Here is a 20094-nt window from a genome sequence, read left to right on the forward strand (position 1 = left end):
GGCTCCCGCGCCGGGGGGCGGGCCTCAGGGGGTGTGGCGGGGCAGGGTCGCGAGGTCGGCGCGGGTCGCGGGGCGGAAGCGGACGGCCTGGCCGCCGCTGCGCCCGAGGTCGGCGGTGAACGTGTCGGCCGCCGTCACGAGCGTCCGGGTGACGGCGAGCGCGGTCGGGTTCGTGTCGTAGTCGGCGTCCGGCGCGTCGGTGTACGCCTCGGCGACCCACTCCCCCGCGCCGAGGAACGCCAGCGGATAGCTCAGCGTCCTGGCGTGCTCCCCGGTCATGGCGCCGGTGAACCACTCGCGCCCGGAGCGGCGAGCCGTCACCAGGTGGTCGCCCACCTCGGCGGCCAGCACCTCCGTGCGGTCCCAGCGGGCGGGGACGTCGCGGATGAACCCGAGCCCGGGGGCGTCCCGGTAGTGCTCCGGCAGGTCGGCGGCCATCTGCAGACCCGAGAAGTACGTGACGTAGTACGCCAGTTGCTTGCCGACCGTGGTGTGCACGCGGCGCCCGAGCTGCTGCGGGTCCCACAGGATGTCCATGATGCCCGGCGTGTAGTCCATCGGCCCGGACAGGCCGCGCGTGAAGGGCAGGATCAGCGTGTGCTCCGGGGTGTTGCCCTCGCTGAACGCGTCCCACTCCTGGCCGCGCACCGCCTCGCGGGAGATGGCGTTGGGGTATGTGCGCATCTCGCCGCTCGCGTGCACGCACTCGTGGCAGTTGACGTTGATCCGGTGCTCGGCCGCCGCCTCCAGCACCCGCCGGTAGTGGTTGATCATGAACTGGTCGTAGTGGTTGTGGCCGGGGATGTCGCCGACGTACCCGGTCTTCACGTAGTTGACGCCCAGGTCCTCGTAGAGGGTGAACGCCTCGTCGAGCTGCGCCTCGTAGTTCTCGACGTTGGCGCCCGTCTCGTTGTGCATGATGAACTCGACGCCCCTCTCCCGCGCGTACGAGACCACCTCGCGCAGGTCGAAGTCGGCCGTGGGCCGGGTGAACGACTGGTCGCCCCAGTCGCCCGCCCAGCCCTGGTTCCAGCCCTCGGCGAGCAGGCCCTCGATGCCGTTGGCGGCGGCGAAGTCGATGTACCGCTTGGCGCGCGCGGTGGTCGCGCCGTGCCGGGGCCCGGTCTCCCAGGTGGCCTGGTCCTGCTGCATCACCCACCAGATGCCGACGTACTTGACCGGCTCGATCCACGAGGTGTCGCCGCCGCAGATCCGGCAGGGCGGGTTGAGGTTCTCCAGCAGGTGCGACTCGATCAGGCCCGCCGCGCCGGGCGTGACGGTGAGCGCGCGCCACGGCAGGGCGCGCCCCGCGCGGGTGACGACGGCCGCGTCCCTGCCGGGGGTGGGGACGAGTTCCGCGCGCAGGCTCCCGTCCTCCGGTGTGACGGTCATGGCGGCGTAGTCGACGAGGTCGGCCTCGTGGACCGACAGGTGGGTGCCGTCCGGCCAGCGGAAGGTGACGGGCGCGTTGCTCTTCCCCATCGCGCTGAGCGGGGTGGAGCGCCACGGGTTCTCGTCGCTGTTGTCGTCGCGCGGCGTCCACCAGGCGGCCGGGTCGCCGGTCAGGTCGAACTCGGTGGCCTCGTCGGCGATGCTGAGCGACCGCAGGCCCGGCTGCTCCGGCACGTCGTAGCGGAACGCGACGCCGTCGTCGTAGGCGCGGACGACGAGGGAGAACGTGCGGCCGTCGCGCTGGCGCAGGTCGACCGTCAGCTCCTCGTACCGGTCGCGGACCTCGGCGTCGGCGCCCCAGACCGGCTGCCAGGTGCTGTCGTGCGCGCGGGTGCGGTGGCCCGTGACGGTGACGCCGTCTCCGAGCACCGTGCCGTCGGTGAGGCGCAGTCCGAGGTCCGAGGGGGCGACGAGGAGGGTGCCCGCGCGGGACACGCTGTAGGTGAGCCGCCCGCCGGGCGCGGAGACCGCGAGGGTCAGCGTGCCGTCGGGCGAGGTGGCCGCGGGTCCCGCGGCGGGGGGTGCCGCGTCGGCCGGTGCCGCGCCCGGGGCGGGGGGCGCCGCGCTCGACGGGGCGGCCCAGAGCGTGAGGAGGAGCAGCGCCAGCACCGGGACCAGGGCGGTCACGGGGCGGGCGGGGAAGCGTGGACGCAGCGGTTCTGACACGTTCGTGTTCACTCCAGGGTGGTGCACCCCTCCCCCGTGGAGCACGGACGCCGGTGGCGGCGGGCAGGGCCGGGACGGGTGGGCGGGACGCGCGCCGCACGGCGCGGCGCGCGGGGGACGCCTGGCTCCGGAAGCCTCGTCCCGGCCCGGCGCGCGCCGGGAGGTGCTCCCGCCGCCCGGCCGGGAGGCGGTCGTGCCGGGTCCCGGCGCCGGGGGCGTCGCGGGCCGTCCGTGCTGACGGGCGGCCCGCCGGACTCACTGCGCGGGGAGGGTTATCACGGCCAAGCCCCCGTATCTCACGGCTCGTCACCTAGCGACGCGGCACAGCACCCGGCCGCGCGCCCCCGCGCTCGACGACATTTCCGGAGAGAACGGGGCGTTCGCGGGCATTTCGGGGCCACCCTACCGCCGGGCGGCGTGCCGGGCCGGACAGGACACGGCCCGGGAGTCCTCGCCCGGACACCCGGCGCGCGGGAGGTCGCGGGGAGTCCGACGGGGTGGGAGAAGCCCGAGCGGCGGGCGTGCGGTACGGCCGGGCGCCTTGTTCACGGTGTGCCGTCCTCGTCCCGGCAGGCGGAGACCACCGATGCCGCGGCCGACCGCCGTACGTGCCGGACGGCGGGCAAGGTACGCGGCGAGCAGGGCACTCGTCCGGCCGGTGAGGGCCGCCGTCCGGCCGGGACGAGGCCGTACGCCGGGCTCTGTCCCCGGTGGCCGGGGAGAAAACGCCGCGCGAGCCGCCGTGCGGCCATGCTAGAAAGCCGGGATGCCGTCCCACCACACCCTGCTTCCCCGTTCGGCGCCTGCCGCCTCGGGGATATCGTCCCGTTCGATCGCCGCCATGCTGGACAGGCTCGAAGCGCGATCGGGCGAGAGCCACTCCCTCATGGTCGTCCACCGCGGTCACGTGGTGGCCGAGGGCTGGTGGGCGCCGTACTCGGCCGACCGGCCGCACCTTCTCTACTCGCTGACCAAGTCGTTCACCTCGATCGCCGTGGGGCTCGCGATCGGCGACGGGCTGCTCTCGCTGGACGACCGCGTGGTGGACGTCCTGCCCGACCGCGTCCCGGCCGGTGTGTCGGAGCAAGGCCGCCGCATCACCGTCCACCACCTGCTGTCCATGACATCCGGGCACCCCACCGACAGCCTCACCGAGGCATGGGAGCGGGAGCCCGACGACCTGGTGAAGGGCTTCCTGAGCCTGCCGTTCGCCACGGCCGAGGGAACGCGGCACGTCTACGACAACTCGACCACCTACATCCTGGCCCGGATGGTGGAGCGGGTCACGGGCCGCGGTCTCCCGGAATTCCTCGACGCGCGCCTGTTCACGCCGATGGGCATCGACCACGCCGAGTGGGACCGGGTGGCAAGTGGCGCCGCCTTCGGCTTCCACGGACTGCACCTGACGACCGAGGCCGTCGCCGCCTTCGGCGAACTGCTGCGGCGCGGAGGCGTGTGGGGCGGCCGACAGCTCGTCCCGCGCGACTGGGTGGAGCTGGCGACCAGCCGCCACATCGACAGCGGGTGGGTCCTGGACGGATCGGACCAGGCCGACTTCTCCCACGGCTACGGCTACCAGTTCTGGATGTCGCGTCACGGCTACCACGGCCATGGCTCCTACGGGCAGCAGTGCGTGGTCGTCCCGTCCCACGATCTCGTCGTCGCCGTGACCGCCCAAGGAGAGTCCCAGGGCGTGTTCGACGCCGTGTGGGAGTGTCTGCTGCCCGGCGTGGGTCACGCGGCAAGCCCTGAGGACGACGCGATCCTCGCCGATCGGCTGCGGCGACTGTCGCTGCGGCCGGTGCCGGGGTCGGCCGACCCGGGGCGTACGGTGAGCGCGAGACTCGACGCCTCGGCCGAAGGGTCGGCCCTGCCCGACGGAACGTCGGTCACCGTCGATCCCACCGACGGCGGATGGCGCGTACGCCTCGGATCGCTCCTCGAAGTCGAGGTCGGCCACGGCGACTGGCGGGAGAGCGCCCCGCTCGGCCGGCCGATCGTGGCGGCCGGCGCCTGGCGGGGCAGCACCTACGCCGCCGATCTCTACGTCATCACGACCCCGCACCGCGTCCGGCTGGCCGTCGACGCCGACGCGGGGACCGCGACGGCGACCTGGAGCACCCTGCCCCTGACCGGCCCCAGCCTGGAACTGCACGTGCGGTCGCCGCTGATGACGCGTCCCGACGTCGCCTAGGACGGCGCTCGCCGGGGCCGGGGGCGAGTATCAGGCCCCGGCCTCGACGGCGCGCAGGTGGGCCTCCGCGTCGCGGTGCAGCTCGTCGGTGTAGCGGACCCGGCCGCCGCGCCCCGCGTACCGGCGGTCGCGTGTGCCGCTGGTGCGGCGCAGGACGGTGACGCTGTTCTGCATCAGCTTCTGCGACTCCAGGAGGTTCACGACCTCCAGTTCGCCGGGGTGGGCGTGCTGGAACCGCTCGATGTAGCGCAGCAGGGCCTCGCCCTCGGGATAGGTCATCAGGTAGTGCATGACGACGAGGCCGCCGTCCGGGTCGATCAGCTCCCAGAAGTGGTCGAAGAACCAGAGGCACTCCCAGGCGTCGATCCACGCGAAGTCGATCGGCGTGAACCCGTCGGGGAGCCGGTCGGCGGCGTCCCGCAGGTCGGAGTTGACGACCGTCACCAGCCCGTCGAGGCCGAGCCCGCCGAGCACCTCGCGGACGCGTCCCGCGGAGGAGTCGGCGATCGAGAGGTTGTCCACGGCGACCAGCCGCGGCCGGTAGGGGGCCAGGTGCGGCGAGGGGGACACGAGGGGCGGGTCGGCGAGCAGCCAGGTGTCGTCGAGTGCGGCGCCGCGGGCGAGGTGGTCGCGGGTCTTGGCGGCGAGCGCGGCCGACTCGGCGCGCACGGTCTCCTCGACGTCGGCGAGGGCGGCGGCGAGAAAGGGAGTTGTATACCCCATTCCCACTTCGAGTACACGCTCCGGGCGCAGAAGCTGAATGAGGTTCGCGAGCAGCGGGCCGACGACCTCCGTGCCCATACCGGGGACGCTCAGCCCGGCGACGGCGGCGCGGAACTCTTCACCATGAACTCTGTGTGTCATTTTCCCTGTCCTTGTCCGGGCGCCGGACCGTCCGCCGGCGCCTGACGGACGCGCGGCCCGACGGCGTGAAGGCACGTCAATGTCAGCCGTGGGAGAAGCCCTGGTCGAGCGGGACGGAGGAATGTCACCAGATCCTTTCTCCGCGCCATTGCCGAATCAACACCGCGCCCTAACATGTATGCGCACTGCACGATCATGCAGGGGGAATGAAATGGGACAAACAGAATGTGACAGAGCGGCCTGCGGCGGTACGGAGCTGTGCGAGGCCGGGCTGCGGCAGTACCGCGAGGCGATGGCGGTCGGCGGGATCGCCGCGGAACCGGCCGCACGCTGCCTCGTGGCCCTTGGCCTGCTGGAACCGGCCGCCGACGACCCCGGACTGCACGTGCCCGTCCCGCCGGTGGTGGCCGCCAGCCGGGCGATGGCCCCCCTCGAGGAGGAGGTGGCGACCGCCCACCGCCGGCTGATCTTCCTGGCCGAGTCCTTCCGCTCGGCCGAGGAGGTGTTCACTTCGGCACACAGGAAAGACCTTCCGCACGCGACCGTCTTACACGGCGGCGACCTCATCGCCCGCACCATCGACGCGTCGGTCGCCGCGTGCCAATCCGAATTGCTCACCGCACAGCCCGGCGGGCGGCGGCCGCCCGATATCCTCGAAACCGTCGTCCAGCGCAATCTGGAATTGCTGGAACGCGGCGTCAGCCAGCGCACGCTCTACCAGCACGCGGTATGGACGCACCCGCCCACCGCGGAATACATCAGGAAGGTCGCGGAAGCGGGCGGAAACATCAGGACGGTCGGCGAGATGTTCGACCGGCTCATCATCTGCGACCGCGAGGTCGCCTACATACCGACAGGACCCGACTATCCGGACGAGGCCCTGGAGGTCCGCGACCCGGCGCTGGTGTGGTTCCTCGCCAACGTCTTCGAGTACGCGTGGGCGCGCGGCACGCCGGTCGAACCGGCGATGCACCGGCGACCGAGGACCGTCGTCTCCGAGATCGAGCAGAGCATCATCCGCTTCCTCGTCGCCGGGCACACCGAGGAGCGGATCGCGCGGGGCCTCGGCATCAGCCGCCGGACGGTCGCCGAGTACATCAGCCGCATCTCCCGGCGGCTCGGCAGCGTCAGCCGCGCGCAGCTCGGCTATCTCATCGCCGTGAACGGCCTGCTCGCCGACCACTTCGTCACGGACGCCGGGGCGCCCGCCGACCCGGAAGGGCCGGGCGGGGCGTGACGGCGTCCGTGACGAAGTGGTCGGGGCGGGCGGTGTCAGCGCAGTGCGGCGCGCGCCGCGGCGGCCTCCCGCGCGATGGTGTCGCAGACGGCCGCCACGTGGTCGAACAGGTAGAAGTGCCCGCCGGGCCATGAGCGGTACGTGGTCGCGGCCATCGTCTGCTCGCGCCAGGGCGCGGCGGTGGCGGCGGTCGCCACCGCGTCGTCCCGCCCGGTGAAGACGGTCAGCGGGACGTCGAGCGGCGGCCCGGGATGCCTCCGGTAGGTGTCCACGACCGCCAGGTCGCCGCGCAGGACGCGCAGCATCCCGTCGAGGACGTCCGGCATGGCGAACGCGTCCTCCGGCGTGCCGCCCAGGTCGCGCAGGAACGCGGTGAGCCGCTCGCGGGGCCACAGGTGCCGCTGGTCGCCGTCCTGGCGGTGCCCGGGGGCGGGCGCGGCGGACAGCCCGGCCCAGACGGGCGGCGTGCCCTCCCGCGCGAGGGCGCGCGCCGTCTCGAAGGCGAGCAGCGCGCCCATGCTGTGGCCGAACACCGCCCAGGGGCCGGTGAGCAGCGGGCGCAGCCGGGGGGCGAGGAAGGCGACGGCCTCCCGGGAGCTGCGGCAGAGGGGTTCGTCGGGGGCCATCAGGCGGCCGGGCAGGTCGGCGGCCAGGACGCGCCAGTCGGCGGGGAACCGCCGGGCGAACGGCGCGAAGGCCGCCGCGGAGCCTCCCGCGTGGTGCACCAGCACCAGGGTGAACGGCGCGGCGCCGCCCGCCCCTTGCCCGCCGCCGGAGGCCGGGGCGAGGAGGCGGCGCAGGTCCTTCACCCCGGCGCCGGTCGCGACGTCCGTCACCGCGCCGCTCACCCGCCCCGGTGTTCGAGCGCCGTGACGGCCCAGGTGAAGCCCATGCCGCTGCTGGCGACGAGGACGAGGTCGCCGGGGGCCAGCCGCTTCTCGTCGAGCAGCCCCCGCAGGGCGATGAACGGGTCGGAGCCGCCCATGTGGCCCAGCCGGTCGTAGTGGAAGACGCTCTTCTCCGCCGGGAGTCCGAGCCGGTCGAGCAGGCGCTCGTGCATGCCCTTGTCGCCCTGGTTGATCAGCAGGAACGCCACGTCGGACAGGTCGCGGCCGACGGCGGCGAGGACGTCGGCGGCGCGGGCCGGGAAGTTCTCCAGGTACGCGTCGGCGAGTCCCGGTCTGCGGCCCCGGCGGCGCATCAGGACGCGGTCGTCCTCCAGGTCGCCCGAGTAGTAGTCGGCCCAGGCCGGGTCGGTGCGCATGGCGGAGCCGAGGACGGCGAGGGCGCAGTCGTCGCGGCCGAGCAGGACGGCGGCGGGCGCGTCGCCGAAGTTGAACAGCGCCTTGGACTCGGGGTCCTCGTAGTCGACCAGCCTGCTGAGCCGGTCGCCGATGAGGACGAGGACGAACGGACCGGCGCCGAGCGCGAGTTCGTTCATCCCGGCGCGCACGGCGGTCATCCCGCCGTTGCAGAAGTTGGCGATCTCGAAGCAGTGCGCCCGGGTGATGCCCAGCTCCTGTGCCACGCGGGCGGCGGGCGTCCAGAAGGGCAGGTCCCACTCCCCTGAGCCTGAGTAGATGACGTGGCTGATGTCCTCCGGCCGCACGCCGTTGCGCTCGATGACGGCCCGCGCGGCGTCCGCCGCCAGCTGCCACGCCTCCTCGCTGTCGTCGAGGACGGGGAACGACGGGGTGTGCGTGATGGCGAGGATGTCCGCGGCGGGGAGCCCGGAGGCGGCGCTCATCTCGTGGACGTCCGCGCGCGCGGACGGGAAGCGGACCTCGAAGTCCACGATGCCCGCGACGGCGGACCCGCGTCCGGTCACGGCGCCGTCCTCCCGTCGCCCGCCGTCAGCTCGCGCAGGCGCGCGAGACGGCCGAGGCCGCCGAGGACGTCGTCGGCGGGCAGCCCGAAGTCGACGAGGCAGGCGATCTCGTCCACCCCGATCTCCCGGAACCGCTCCACGTGCGCCGCGACCTTCTCCACCGTGCCGAGCAGCCCGCCGCCGTCGTAGTACCGGTCGAAGGAGCGGGCGACGATGAAGTCCACGTCGTCGGGCGTGAGCCGCGAGGCGTCGATGCGCCGCCCGTCGAGCGAGGAGCCGAGGAGCAGGCCGAGCGAGCTGCGCAGGTAGTCGCCGAGCGGGCGGCGTACGGCCTCCCTGACCGCGTCGTCGTCCTCGCCGAGGAACGTGTGGACCATCAGGACGACATGGCCCCGCCAGCCGTCCGTCCTGCCGCACTCCGCCGCCGCCGCGCGGTACTCGGTGATCTTCGCGGCGAGGTCGCCGGTGTCCTGGCCCAGCAGGTGCGTGAGCAGCCCGGCGCCGAGCCGCCCGGCGTTCCTGAACGTCTCGACGCCGCCCGCGCTGGTGACCCAGACGGGCAGCTCGGGCTGGACGGGCGGCGGGTAGATCCGCAGCTCGCGCTCGTCCCCCACGCCGTCGCGGAACGTCACCTTCTCGCCGCGCCACAGCGCCCGTACCTGCTCCACCTGCTCGGCCAGCAGCCGCCTGCGGTCCGCGTAGTTCTCGGGGCGGAGCGCGAAGTCGGTGGCGTGCCAGCCGGAGGCGAAGGACAGGCCAGCCCGGCCGCCCGACAGGTTGTCCACGACCGACCACTCCTCCGCGATCCGCAGCGGGTGGTGCAGCGGCGCGACGACGCTGCCCGCGCGGATGCCGATCCGCTCGGTGACGGCGGCGACGGCCGCGCCGGTGACCGCCGGGTTCGGGTAGAGGCCACCGAAGGGGTGGAAGTGCCGCTCCGGCGTCCAGACGGCGGAGAAGCCGTTCCGGTCGGCGAAGCGGGCGCCCTCCAGCAGCAGTGCGTACCGGTCGTGGTCCTTCTCGGTGCTGTCGTTGGCGAAGTAGAACAGGCTGAAGTCCATGGGGCCTCCCGGGGAGGGTTTGGTGCTGTGGCCGGTGAACCTCCCCAGCCACAGCACTATGCGACGGACTGTTCGACGGAGGACGGTGCGGGCAGCCGGGTGCGTTCCGCCCAGGCGGCGACGGACGGCGCGGCCATCCCGGCGGCGAGCAGCAGCACCGAGAAGATGAGCCAGCCGGGACGGCCGAGCCCGGCGATCAGGCCGGTGGCCAGCGCGGGCGTCACGACGGTGCCGAGCTGCGTGGACATGCCGAACATGCCCTGGTACTGGCCCTGGGCGTGGTCTGGCGCGAGGCCGTAGGCGAGCGACCAGGCGCCCGCGCTGTAGAACATCTCGCCGCCCACGTGGACCAGCGCCCCTGCCACCAGGATCACGACGGCCAGCCATGTCGGCTGCCCGGACGCCATGGCGAAGAACGCGCAGCAGACGGCGAGCAGCACGCCGGACCTGCGCAGCGCGCGTGCGCCGCCCGACACCTCCTCGCTGCCGCGCCCGGCCCGCACCTGGAAGAGGACGACCACCACCGAGTTGAGGATGATCAGCAGCGAGTACAGCCAGGTGGGGGCGGACGTCTCGTCGGTCATCCAGATGGGCAGCGCCACGGTCAGGATGCCGATGTTCATGATCAGGACGGAGTTCAGCAGGGCCACGATGGCGTAGGGCGCGTCCCGCAGCACGACCCACTTGGGGCCCTCCTGGTCACGCGGCACGGGCGGGACCTGCGGCACCGTCAGGTAGGCGAGCCCCGCGGCGATGAACAGGACGCCGCCCGCGACGAGCATGACCGTGTACGCCGGTCTGCTGTCGAAGTACAGGGCGACGGCGCCGCCCGCCGCGCCGAGGGACACGCCGAGGTTGCTGACGGCCCGCATGTACGACCAGGCGCGGACCCGTTCCTTCTGCGGGATGAGCCCGGCGACCAGGGCGCCGCGCGCCGCGTCCGTGGACGACTCGGCGGCGAGCGCCAGGCTCGTCACGAGGACGAGGCCGGGGAAGTTCTGCACGAAGCCGTAGCAGGCGGTGAATCCGCCGAGCAGCAGCAGGCAGACGACGGTCGTGTTGCGCGGGCCGAGCAGGTCGGCGAGCCGTCCCGCCGGGATGCTGGCGGTCATGCCGACGGCCGCGCCGATGGTCAGCGCGAGGCCGACCTGCGCGGCGGGGATGTCGACGGCGCGCGTGAAGAACAGCACGCTGACGGTCATCAGGATGCCGTGGGCCGACGTCTTCGACAGGTTGCTCAGGCACAGTACGCGGACGATTCCCTTGGGCGGGATGATGTCCTGGAGGAACGACACCGAGATCTCCTATGTGGCAGCTCCCGCCGTGTCCGCCGGAGCGGGCGCCAGCAGGTCCGAGGTGATGCGCGGCCGGTCGGTCTTGCCGTTGGCGTTCAGCGGCACGGCGTCCAGGTGCCGGAAGGTCCGGGGCACCATGTGGACGGGCAGCATCTTCCGCAGGGCGCGGCCGAGGGCCTGGGGCTCCGCCGGACTGCCTGTGTAGCAGCCGACGAGTTCGGTGTCGCCGCCGGACCGCAGGGCGATCACGACGGCCTGGCGGACGGTGGGGAGGCGGCGCATGGCGGCCTCGACCTCCCCGAGTTCGACGCGGTAGCCGCGTATCTTGACCTGGTTGTCGAGCCGTCCGAGGTGGACGAGGCGGCCGCCCTCGCGGCGGACGCGGTCGCCGGTGCGGTAGTAGTGCTCGGGCGTGGGCGGCCCTGCGCCGTCGAGGACGGTGGCCCCGTCGGCGCCGTGCAGCAGGAACCGGCCCGCGTTGTCGGCCGGGTCGAGGTAGCCGTCGAAGCGCTGCGGGCCGCGCACGCACAGCTCGCCCTCGTCGGCGGGGTGTCCCGCCTCGTCGAGGACGAGGTGGTCGAGGAACGGGTAGACCTCGCCGATGGGCACGGTGTCGTTGGACGTCGCCGGCCAGGCGCCCGGGTCGGCGGGCAGCGTGTACTCGGCGCAGGCGACGGTGAGTTCGGTGGGACCGTAGACGTTCTCGACGGTGGTGGCGGGCGCGGCCGCGCGCCAGGCGGTGGCCTGGTCGTACGACAGCGGCTCGCCGATGAAGACGCTCAGCCGCAGGCGGTCGGCGCGCCCGGCGGGGAGGTTGCCGAGATCGGCCGCGACGGAGACGACGGACGGGACGGAGAACCAGTGGGTGATGCCGCGCTCCGCGACGTGGTCGACGGGCGCGAGGAGGTCGGCGCGGCCGGGGACGACGAGCGTGGCGCCCGCGCCCCAGGTGACGAACAGGTCGAAGACCGAGGGGTCGAAGGTGAGGTCGAAGGTGTGGGACATGCGGCAGCCGGGGCCGATGCCGTAGCGGGCGATGTTGTGGGCGAGGTAGGGCGTGAGGTTGCGGTGGCGGATGGGGACGCCCTTGGGGCGGCCCGTGGACCCGGAGGTGAACAGCACGTACGCCACGTCGTCCGGGCCTGCGGCGTACGGCGGCAGCGGCGGGTGCGCCGGGGCGGTGTCCCGCGCGGCGGCGGTCACCTCCTGGGCGGTGAGCCGCAGTTCGGTGGGCACGGCGCCGCGCAGGCCGCCGTCGAGCTGGCGGGCGTCGGCCGCGTCGGCGAGCAGCACCTCGGTGCCGGCCAGGTCGGTGATCATGCGGTTGCGCGCGGCGGGGAACGCCGGGTTGACCGGCGTGACGGTGGCGCCGAGGCGCAGCGCGGCCAGGTATCCGGCGAGGGAGACGACGCCGCGGGTCGCCATGACGGAGACCCGCGCGGGCGGCCCGCCGTGCGCGCCGGTGATGCGGGCGGCGACCGCCTCGGCGGCGCGGCGCAGTTCGGCGTACGTGAACGTCTCGCCGTCGGCTTCGAGGGCGGGCAGGTCCGCGTGGCGGTCGGCGGAGGCGGCGAACCACGCGTGGAGCGTCCGGGCGTCAGCCACGGGCCGCCTCCCCGGTGTGCGCGGCGACGCCCAGGTCCGGTGCGTCGAGCCGCATGGTCGTGGGCGGGTCCTGCCGCCGCGGGTCGATGTGGAGCAGGTCGATGCCCTCGTGCGCCGCGGTGCCGTCGCCGGGGAGGGCATCGGCGCGCGTGCCATCGTACGAGGTGAAGCCGGCGAAGCGGTAGGCCACCTCCATCATGCGGTTGCGGTCCGTGCGGCGGAAGTCGGCGAAGAGGCGCACCCCGGCGCGGGCGGCCTCGTCGGTGAGCCAGCGCAGCAGGACGGACCCGGCGCCGAAGGAGACGACGCGGCAGGAGGTGGCGAGCAGCCGCAGCAGCCAGGCGCCCGGGTGCCGTTCGAGCAGGACGATGCCGACGGCGCCGTGGTCGCCGAAGCGGTCGGCGAGCTGGACGACGAGGACCTCGTGGCGCGGGTCGGCGAGGAGGGCGCGCAGCCGTTCGTCGCCGTAGTGGACGCCGGTGGCGTTCATCTGGCTGGTGCGCAGGGTGAGTTCCTCGACGCGTGTGAGGTCGTCGCCGGTGGCGCGGCGGATCGTCATGACGAGTCCGAGGGTGCGCAGGAAGTCCTCGTCGGGCCCGGTGAAGTCCTCGCGGGCGGCCTCGCGGCGGAAGCCCGCGCGGTACATCTCGCGGCGGCGGCGCGAGTCGGCGGTGACGACGGGGCTGAACTCGGGGCGCCGCGGCAGGTCCAGCACATCGTCGGCCGTGTAGCAGCGGACGTCGGGCAGGTGGTGGGCGACCTCGGCGCGCTCGGCGGGCTGGTCGTCGACGAACGCGACCGTGCCGTGGGCGAAGCCGAGCGTGTCGGCGATCTCGCGCACGGACCGGGACTTGGGGCCCCAGCCGATGCGGGGCAGCACGAAGTAGTCGGCGACGCCGAACTTCTCCAGCCATTCCCAGGCGTGGTCGTGGTCGTTCTTGCTGGCGACGGACTGGAGGATGCCGCGTTCGTCGAGCGTGGTGATCACGCGGCGGACGTCCTCGGACAGGGTGACCTCCCCATCCTCCAGGACGGTGCCCTTCCACAGGGTGTTGTCCAGGTCCCAGACCAGGCACTTGACGGTCTTGCCGGGCGGACCGGCGGCGGCGTCCACGTTCAGACCTCCCACAGGGTGACGGCCCAGGCGGCGACCGGGCTGTTGTTGAGGACGAGCACGAGATCCCCCGGCCGCAGGTCGCCGCGTGCCAGTCTGCGGTCGAGGTTGAGGACGACGTCCATGGCGCCCAGGTGGCCGTAGGCGGCGAGGTGTTCGCCGCAGACCGGGTCGATGGGCAGGCCGAGGAGCGAGGTGTAGAACGCGTAGGCGCCGGCGGTGACGTTCTGCATCAGCGCGGTGGTGACGTCGGCGCGCGCCACCCCGGCGTCGGCCAGGACCTCGTCCACCATGCGGCCGAGGCGCATCCGGCTGTGCAGGGCGAGTTCGAAGCGGTAGCGGTCCGGGGAGGCGCACTCCTCGCGCCACTCGTAGGACGGCACCTGCTTGTAGTCGACGCGGAACAGGTCGTGGAACGTGCCGTCCGTCTCCATGCGGTGCGCGCGCAGCACGGGCCGTCCGCCGCGCGTGAGCGTCATGGCGAAGGCGCCGTCGCCGATGACGGTGACGGGAGGGCGTACGCGGTCGTAGCCGGTGGGGCGGCTGCCGTGGGCGATGAGGACGCTGTCGCGCGACGGGTCGGCGAGCAGCAGGTCGCGCCCGAGGGCCCAGGCGGCGCTGGAGCCGGTGCAGCCGAGTCCGTCGACGGTGAACGCGAACGCGCCATCGAGCTTGGCGTCGGCCTGCACGCGGCAGACGTCGGAGCCGAGCAGGACGTCGGGGGCGCGGGGGCCGACGAGCATCAGCGTGCCGGGCCGCCTGGCCTGCCCGTCGAGGCGGGCGAGGAGTCCCCTGACGGCCTCGGTCGCGAGGTCGCCGGCGGTGCGGTCCTCCAGGACGCCGACCGTGGCGATGCCGCTGCCGAGGGCGAACTCGGCCGCCTCGGGGTCGAGTCCGTCGAACTCGGGCAGTTCGGCGACGGGGACGCGCTCGGTGGGGAGGACGCAGTGGATCGCGCCGATGCCGACGGGCGCGGTGTCCGGTGCTGTCATGACCACACCGCCAGGGCGTGCTTGCCGAGGAGGAGCTGGCTGATCTCGTTGCTGCCCTCGATGATCTCCATCAGCTTCGCGTCGCGGTAGGCGCGGGCGACGGTGCCGCCGTCGCGCGCCCCGGCGGACGCGAGGACCTGCACCGCCGTGGCGGCGCCGCGTGCCGCCTGGACGGCCGCGAGGTGCTTGGCGGTCACGGCGGCGGCGGGCAGCTCGGGGCTGCCCTCGTCCCAGCAGCGGCTGGCGTGCTCGCAGCAGCGGGTGACGGCCTCGTGGGCGACGTGCAGTTCGGCCAGGTGGCGGGTGACGAGCTGGTGGGAGGCGATGGGGGTGCCGAACTGCACGCGGCCCGCCGCGTGGGCGCAGGCGGCGCGCAGGCAGGACCGCAGGATGCCCGCGCAGCCCCAGGCGACCGAGACGCGGCCGTATGTCAGCGCGGCGGTGACCAGCCAGTCGACGGGCAGTCCCGCGCCGCCGAGCAGGCTGTCGGCGGGCAGCCGCACCGCGTCGAACCGCACGTCGGCGTGCCCGGCGGCGCGGCAGCCCATCGGGTCGGGGACGCGCGTGACGGTCACCCCCGGCGCGTCGGCGGGGACGACGACGGCGGCGGCGCCCGTTCCGTACCGGCCGAAGACGACGAGCAGGTCCGCGTAGGCGCCGACGGTGATCCAGGCCTTGGCGCCGTCCACGACGACGGTGTCCCCGTCGCGGACGACGGTGGTGGCCATGGCGGACAGGTCGCTCCCGGCGCCGGGCTCGCTGAAGGCCACCCCGGCGAGGCGGCCGGAGGCGAGGGCGCTCAGGTACGCGGTCCGCTGCTCCTCGTCGCCGAACCGCTCGACGGTCCAGGCGGCCATGCCCTGGGAGGTCATGACGCTGCGGACGGACGAGCACAGGGCGCCGACGTGGGCGGTGAGTTCGCCGTTCGCGGCGCTCGACAGGCCCGCTCCCCCGTACGCGGCGGGGATCTGGGCGGCCAGCACGCCCTTGCCGCCGAGGGCGCGCAGCACGTCGTGCGGCAGGGCGCCCGCGCGGTCCCAGTCGGCCGCGTGGTCGCCGATCAGCTCGTCCGCGAGGCGGGCGAGCGCGGCGGCGGCCGCGCCCCCCTCCGGCTCAGGCATCGGTGCCGCCGCGCAGGCGCAGGACGAGGGCGGTCATCCGCTCGACGCTGCGGAAGTTGTCGAGGGTGAGGTCGGGCCCGGCGACCTGTACGCCGAAGGACTGCTCGACGTGCACCAGCAGTTCCATGGCGAACAGGGAGGTGACCAGGCCGCTGGCGAACAGGTCCACGTCCGGGCCGACGTCCGTCCTGGTCCGTGCCGCGAGGAACGCGGTGAGGTCGTCCCTGATGTGCCGCGCCGTGTCCGTCCTGTCGGTGGGGGTGGTCATGACGTGCGTCCTCCGTACTCGAAGAAGCCGCGGCCGGTCTTGCGGCCGAGGTCACCGGCGGCGACCTTGTCCAGCAGCAGGGGGCAGGGGTCGTAGCCGCCGTCGCCGGTGCGCTCGTGGAGCACGCGCAGGGAGTCGGCGACGTTGTCGAGGCCGATCAGGTCGGCGGTGGCGAGCGGTCCCGTGGTGTGGCCGAGGCAGCCCTCGAACGCGGCGTCCACGGAGGCGGGGTCCGCGATGCCCTCGGCGACGATGCGCGCGGCCTCGTTGATCATCCGCTGGAGTATCCGGTTGACGACGAAGCCGGGGCCGTCGCCGACCACGATGCCGTCCCGGCCGAGGGCCGCCAGCAGGGCGCGGGCGGCGGCGAGCGCGTGCTCGCCGGTGCGGGGGCCGCGGATCAGCTCGGCGGCGCGGATCATGTAGGGCGGGTTCATGAAGTGGATGCCGAGGAGGTCCTCGGGGTGCCGCACGGAGTCGGCCTGCTCGTCGATGGGGACGGCCGACGTGTTGGAGATCAGGAGCGTGCCGGGGGCGACGAGCGAGGAGACCTCGGCGAGCACCTTGGCCTTGAGCGGGGCGAGTTCGGTGACCGCCTCGATGACGGCGGTGATGTGCCCGGCGTCGGCGGTGCCGGCGATGTCCGCCAGGCGCGTGGTGGTGACGAGGTCGCCGGTCGCGCCCTCGCGGGGCAGCCTGCCCGTCAGGCGGGCGAGCCGCAGCTGCTGGGGGACGGCGGCGGCGGCCTTGTCCAGGGCGTCCTGGGAGACGTCGACCAGGACGACGGGCAGGCCGTGGCCGACGGCGAGGGTGGCGATGCCGGTGCCCATGACGCCCGCGCCGACGACGGCGAGGCGGTGGGCGGTGGCGGGAGCGGGGGCGGGGTCGCTCACTTGTCCTCCTCGGTGGCGGTGACGGCCCTGGCGCCCTCGGCGGCCAGGTCGGGGAGCAGGGCGCCGATGGCGGGCGTCCGGTGCGCCAGGAACGCGAGGCCCGCGCGCAGCTGGGCGCCGGTGACGGCCGGGGACAGTCCGGCGCGGCGCAGCCAGGGCTGCCAGTTGCGCGCCTGGACACCGGCCTCGTCCAGCTCGTGGCCCTCCATCTCGTAGAGGGCGGTGCCGGACAGGACGGCGCTGCCGGTCTCCTGGGCCCGTTCGGCGATGAGCCGCTGCCACTCGGTGAGCGGCACGGTCCTGGTGGGCAGCCCGGTCTCCGCGAGGGCCGCGAAGAGGTCTTCGAGGCTGGGGGACGTCTCGTCCACGAGGTGGTAGGCGCGGCCCACCGACTTGGCGGACAGAGCGAGTTCGGCGACGGCGCGGGCGAGCACGTCCACCGGGGACAGCGGCATGCCGCGGTCGTCCACCGGGCGCGCGCCCACGACCAGGCCGCTCGCCAGGAGGAACCAGATGAGGTCCTTGTCGTTGCAGGCGCCGCTCTCGGTGGCGGCCATGATGAGTCCCGGCCTGAACACGCGCACGCGCATGCCGTCCTGGTCCGCGCGCTCCAAAATGCGCTCGCCGACCCACTTGCCGACGCCGTAGCCGCCGAGCTGCGGGTCGAGCGGCTGCTCGCGGGTCTCCAGGAGGAGGCCGTCGGCGCCCGCCGGGCCGGTGGCGGCGACGGTGGAGATGAAGCTGATGTCGCGGATGCCGTGCGGGCGCATCCAGTTGAGGAGGCCGACGAGCGGCAGGACGTTGTCCTCGCGCAGCGTCCGGTAGGGCTCGGTGAAGACGACGCGGGCGGCGCAGTGCAGGACGTGGCCGACGCGCGTGGCGAGTTCGCCGTCGCGGTAGGCGCGGCAGACGGCGGCGATGTCGCGCAGGTCGCCGGGGACGGCGTGGACCCGTTCCGGGTCGGGCGCGGGCAGGCCGAACTTCGCGGCGGCCGCGGCCAGCCGCGCCATGCCCTCCGCCTCGTCGGCGGCGCGGACCACGCAGTAGACGCGGCCCTTGGACGCGGCGAGGAGCCGGTCGAGGAGGAACGCGCCGAGGTAGCCCGTCGCGCCGGTGAGCAGGACGTCGCGGCCCGGCGCGGACCTGGCGGCCAGCGGTTCCAGGGGCAGCTGGAGGTCGGCGTCCACGAGGGCGCCGTCGCCGTCGGCCGCCGGGTCCACCTCCTCGTCGCCCGCCGCGGCACCGGCCTTGAGGCCGCCGACGATCCGCGCGAGCCGCCGGATCGTGGCCTGGCTGCCGCCCGCGCGGTGGACGTTGACGAGGACGCCGTGGCGCTGCTGGATCTCCAGCACCATGCGGACGGACAGCAGGGACGTGCCGCCGAGCGCGCCGAACTCGTCGTCGGGGCCGATGGTGTCGAGCCCGAACAGGTCCTGCCAGAGCGCGGTGAGGTCGGCCTCCAGCGTGCCGTCGGCCGGGTTCCCGGGGGCGGGTGCGGCGGCGGGGGGCGGGGCGGGCGGCTGGTCGGGGGTGGGCAGGCGGTCGAGGGCCCAGTGGCGCCTGCGGGTGAAGGGGTACGTCGGCAGGGTCACCCGGCGGCCCGTGTCGCCCGCCAGCGCCGACCAGTTGACCTCCACGCCGTGCAGCCAGGCGGTCGTCGCGGCCTCGTCCAGCAGGCCGGCGAGCGTCTCGCTGTCGGTGTCGGCCGTGGCGGCGACGGCATGGCGGTCGCGGCCGGACGTGCCATGCCCGGCGAGGACGGCGAAGGCGCCGTCGGGGACCCCGCCCGCCGTGCCCGTCACCGCCGCCGCGGACACCGCGGCCGCCGGGAGCAGCGCCCTGAGCGCCGCGACCAGCGCGTCCGGCGGCTGCGGCGCGTCCGGGGGCGGCAGGACGATCACGGCGCGGCGGGCGCTGCTGCGCTCGGTGCGCACGGCGGGCGGGCGCGGCAGGCGCAGTGCGGCGGCCAGCCGGTGGGCGGGGGCGGTGACGACGCGGCGCTCGCCGAAGGCGGCCCGGCCGACGCGCAGAGTGTGCGCGACGTCGGCGGGCGGCAGGCCGCCGTCGTCCAGGGCGTCGGCCAGGAGGCGTGACTGCTGGTCGAGTTCGGCGCGGGTGCGGGCGGACAGGACGAGCCGGACGGTCGGCCGTACGGGGGCGGCGGGCCGTACCGGCGGGGGCGGCGGGGCGAGGACGGCCGCCGCGTTGGTGCCGCCGACGCCCATGGAGTTGACGAGCACGTGCCGCTCGGGGTCGGTGGCCCGCTCGGGCGCGGTCGTCACGTAGAAGGGGCTCTCCTCCATGACGCCGGGGTCGCGGGGGCGTTCGAAGGCGGGGTGCGGCGGGACGGTGCCGGTGCGGGCGACGTGGACGGCCTTGATGAAGCCGGCGATCCCGGCGGCCGGTCCGGTGTGCCCGATGTTGGACATGACCGAACCGAGGCCGCAGTAGCCGCTCTTGTCGGTGGTGGCGCGGAAGGCCTTGGTGAGGGCGAGGAGTTCGATGGTGTCGCCGACGGCGGTGGCGGTGCCGTGGGCCTCGACGTACCTGACCAGGTCGGCGGGCACGCCCGCGGTGCGCAGCGCGGCGGCGACGACGTCGGCCACGCCGTCCGGGCTGGGGGCGACGAAGCCGAGCCGGTCGCCGCCGTCGTTGCCGACCGCGCTGCCGCGCACGACGGCGAGGACGTCGTCGCCGTCCGCGAGGGCGTCCTCCAGGCGGCGCAGGGCGACGACGCCGACGCCCGAGCTGTACGTCGTGCCGGTCGAACTCGCGTCGAACGAGCGGCAGTAGCCGTCGTCGGAGAGGACACCGCCCGGCTGGTGGAGGTGGCCGCGGAACGGTTCGAGGACGGTCGCGCCGCCCGCGAGCGCGATGTCGCACTCGCCGGAGAGCAGGCTGAGCGTCGCGTAGTGCACCGCGTAGAGCGACGAGGAGCAGCCCGTCTGGATGCTGAGCGCGGGGCCGCGCAGGCCGAGCTTGTAGGCGGTGCGGGACGTCATGAAGTCGGCCTGGCCGCCGACCGTCAGGTCCAGGTCGTCCACGGCGGCGCGCAGGCCGTCGCGCAGGGCCTTGGCGACGAGGAGGGCCGCCGAGTAGTTGCCGGCGGCGCTGCCCGCGAAGACGCCCGTGACCGGGCCGCCCTTGTGCGCCGGGTGCCCGGCCGCCTCCAGGGCCTCCCAGGAGGCTTCGAGGAAGAGCCGCTGCTGCGGGTCGATGGTCTCCGCCTCGCGCGGCGGGTAGCCGAAGAACTCGGAGGCGAAGTCCGCCACGCCGGGCAGCGAGGTGGCGACCCGGACGAAGGCCGGGTCGGCGAGCGTGTCGTCGGTGACCCCGGCGGCCCGCAGCCGCTCCGGGGACATCTCCCGCATGGCGAGGGCGCCGCGGTCGATGTTGCGCCAGAACTCCTGCGGTGTCGCGGCGTCGGGGTACCGCACGCCGACGCCGACCACCGCGATGTCGGTGCTGCTGATGCTGCTCGTGCTGCTCGTGCTGCTGGTCAAG

General features: G+C 74.2%; 15 protein-coding genes. 2 read left to right on the forward strand and 13 right to left on the reverse strand.

Annotated elements, in window-relative coordinates:
• Positions 1-24 precede the first annotated feature (24 nt).
• Positions 25-2079, reverse strand: coding sequence for a glycoside hydrolase family 97 protein (locus ACIBPC_RS23620; protein ID WP_398847319.1), 2055 nt, complete (start codon positions 2077-2079; stop codon positions 25-27).
• 880 nt (positions 2080-2959) lie between these two features.
• Here ACIBPC_RS23620 and ACIBPC_RS23625 point away from each other — a divergent pair.
• The gene (locus ACIBPC_RS23625; RefSeq protein ID WP_398847320.1) at positions 2960-4312 is read left to right on the forward strand and encodes a serine hydrolase domain-containing protein; all 1353 of its coding nucleotides are present in this window, start codon (positions 2960-2962) and stop codon (positions 4310-4312) included.
• A 30-nt stretch (positions 4313-4342) separates the two neighbouring features.
• Here the strand turns inward: ACIBPC_RS23625 and ACIBPC_RS23630 are convergent, their stop codons facing one another.
• On the reverse strand, positions 4343-5176 hold the full coding sequence (locus ACIBPC_RS23630) for a hypothetical protein (protein ID WP_398847322.1): 834 nt from the start codon (positions 5174-5176) through the stop codon (positions 4343-4345).
• Between the two features lie 211 nt (positions 5177-5387).
• On the opposite strand from ACIBPC_RS23630, the gene ACIBPC_RS23635 reads away from it, so the two are divergent.
• Positions 5388-6413, forward strand: coding sequence for a helix-turn-helix transcriptional regulator (locus tag ACIBPC_RS23635; RefSeq protein WP_362968454.1), 1026 nt, complete (start codon positions 5388-5390; stop codon positions 6411-6413).
• Between the two features lie 35 nt (positions 6414-6448).
• Here the strand turns inward: ACIBPC_RS23635 and ACIBPC_RS23640 are convergent, their stop codons facing one another.
• From ACIBPC_RS23640 to ACIBPC_RS23690, 11 genes are read right to left on the reverse strand one after another with little or no spacing between them, the layout of a single operon-like run.
• Complete coding sequence (locus ACIBPC_RS23640) at positions 6449-7261, reverse strand: thioesterase II family protein (RefSeq protein WP_398847324.1); 813 nt, start codon at positions 7259-7261, stop codon at positions 6449-6451.
• Complete coding sequence (locus tag ACIBPC_RS23645; RefSeq protein ID WP_398847326.1) at positions 7258-8241, reverse strand: 3-oxoacyl-ACP synthase III family protein; 984 nt, start codon at positions 8239-8241, stop codon at positions 7258-7260. The genes ACIBPC_RS23640 and ACIBPC_RS23645 overlap by 4 nt, the downstream gene beginning before the upstream one ends.
• Entirely contained in the window at positions 8238-9302 is a 1065-nt protein-coding gene (locus ACIBPC_RS23650) for a MupA/Atu3671 family FMN-dependent luciferase-like monooxygenase (protein ID WP_398847328.1), read from the reverse strand. Before ACIBPC_RS23650 ends, ACIBPC_RS23645 begins: the two co-directional genes overlap by 4 nt.
• A gap of 56 nt (positions 9303-9358) precedes the next feature.
• Entirely contained in the window at positions 9359-10597 is a 1239-nt protein-coding gene (locus ACIBPC_RS23655) for an MFS transporter (RefSeq protein ID WP_398847330.1), read from the reverse strand.
• A gap of 9 nt (positions 10598-10606) precedes the next feature.
• Positions 10607-12202 (reverse strand): amino acid adenylation domain-containing protein, encoded by a 1596-nt coding sequence (locus tag ACIBPC_RS23660; RefSeq protein ID WP_398847332.1) that lies wholly within the window; start codon positions 12200-12202, stop codon positions 10607-10609.
• Positions 12195-13331 (reverse strand): HAD-IIIC family phosphatase, encoded by a 1137-nt coding sequence (locus ACIBPC_RS23665; RefSeq protein ID WP_398847334.1) that lies wholly within the window; start codon positions 13329-13331, stop codon positions 12195-12197. The genes ACIBPC_RS23660 and ACIBPC_RS23665 overlap by 8 nt, the downstream gene beginning before the upstream one ends.
• Complete coding sequence (locus ACIBPC_RS23670; RefSeq protein ID WP_398847336.1) at positions 13319-14308, reverse strand: 3-oxoacyl-[acyl-carrier-protein] synthase III C-terminal domain-containing protein; 990 nt, start codon at positions 14306-14308, stop codon at positions 13319-13321. The genes ACIBPC_RS23665 and ACIBPC_RS23670 overlap by 13 nt, the downstream gene beginning before the upstream one ends.
• Positions 14305-15429 (reverse strand): acyl-CoA dehydrogenase family protein, encoded by a 1125-nt coding sequence (locus tag ACIBPC_RS23675; RefSeq protein WP_398847338.1) that lies wholly within the window; start codon positions 15427-15429, stop codon positions 14305-14307. Before ACIBPC_RS23675 ends, ACIBPC_RS23670 begins: the two co-directional genes overlap by 4 nt.
• Positions 15422-15697: an acyl carrier protein gene (locus tag ACIBPC_RS23680; protein WP_398847339.1), complete on the reverse strand. Its 276-nt coding sequence runs from the start codon at positions 15695-15697 to the stop codon at positions 15422-15424. Before ACIBPC_RS23680 ends, ACIBPC_RS23675 begins: the two co-directional genes overlap by 8 nt.
• Positions 15694-16590 (reverse strand): 3-hydroxyacyl-CoA dehydrogenase family protein, encoded by an 897-nt coding sequence (locus ACIBPC_RS23685; RefSeq protein WP_362968464.1) that lies wholly within the window; start codon positions 16588-16590, stop codon positions 15694-15696. The genes ACIBPC_RS23680 and ACIBPC_RS23685 overlap by 4 nt, the downstream gene beginning before the upstream one ends.
• Positions 16587-20093: a beta-ketoacyl synthase N-terminal-like domain-containing protein gene (locus tag ACIBPC_RS23690; RefSeq protein WP_398847341.1), complete on the reverse strand. Its 3507-nt coding sequence runs from the start codon at positions 20091-20093 to the stop codon at positions 16587-16589. Before ACIBPC_RS23690 ends, ACIBPC_RS23685 begins: the two co-directional genes overlap by 4 nt.
• Position 20094: the final 1 nt, after the last annotated feature.

Origin of the sequence: Streptomyces sp. NPDC049879 (assembly GCF_044461265.1) — a bacterium.
GTDB lineage: Bacteria > Actinomycetota > Actinomycetes > Streptomycetales > Streptomycetaceae > Streptomyces.

Coding starts and splice junctions, on each gene's coding strand:
- ACIBPC_RS23630 (WP_398847322.1), bottom strand. CDS start 5,176: ATGACACACAGAGTTCATGGTGAAGAGTTCCGCGCCGCCGTCGCCGGG.
- ACIBPC_RS23675 (WP_398847338.1), bottom strand. CDS start 15,429: ATGCCTGAGCCGGAGGGGGGCGCGGCCGCCGCCGCGCTCGCCCGCCTC.
- ACIBPC_RS23635 (WP_362968454.1), top strand. CDS start 5,388: ATGGGACAAACAGAATGTGACAGAGCGGCCTGCGGCGGTACGGAGCTG.
- ACIBPC_RS23670 (WP_398847336.1), bottom strand. CDS start 14,308: ATGACAGCACCGGACACCGCGCCCGTCGGCATCGGCGCGATCCACTGC.
- ACIBPC_RS23650 (WP_398847328.1), bottom strand. CDS start 9,302: ATGGACTTCAGCCTGTTCTACTTCGCCAACGACAGCACCGAGAAGGAC.
- ACIBPC_RS23625 (WP_398847320.1), top strand. CDS start 2,960: ATGCTGGACAGGCTCGAAGCGCGATCGGGCGAGAGCCACTCCCTCATG.
- ACIBPC_RS23680 (WP_398847339.1), bottom strand. CDS start 15,697: ATGACCACCCCCACCGACAGGACGGACACGGCGCGGCACATCAGGGAC.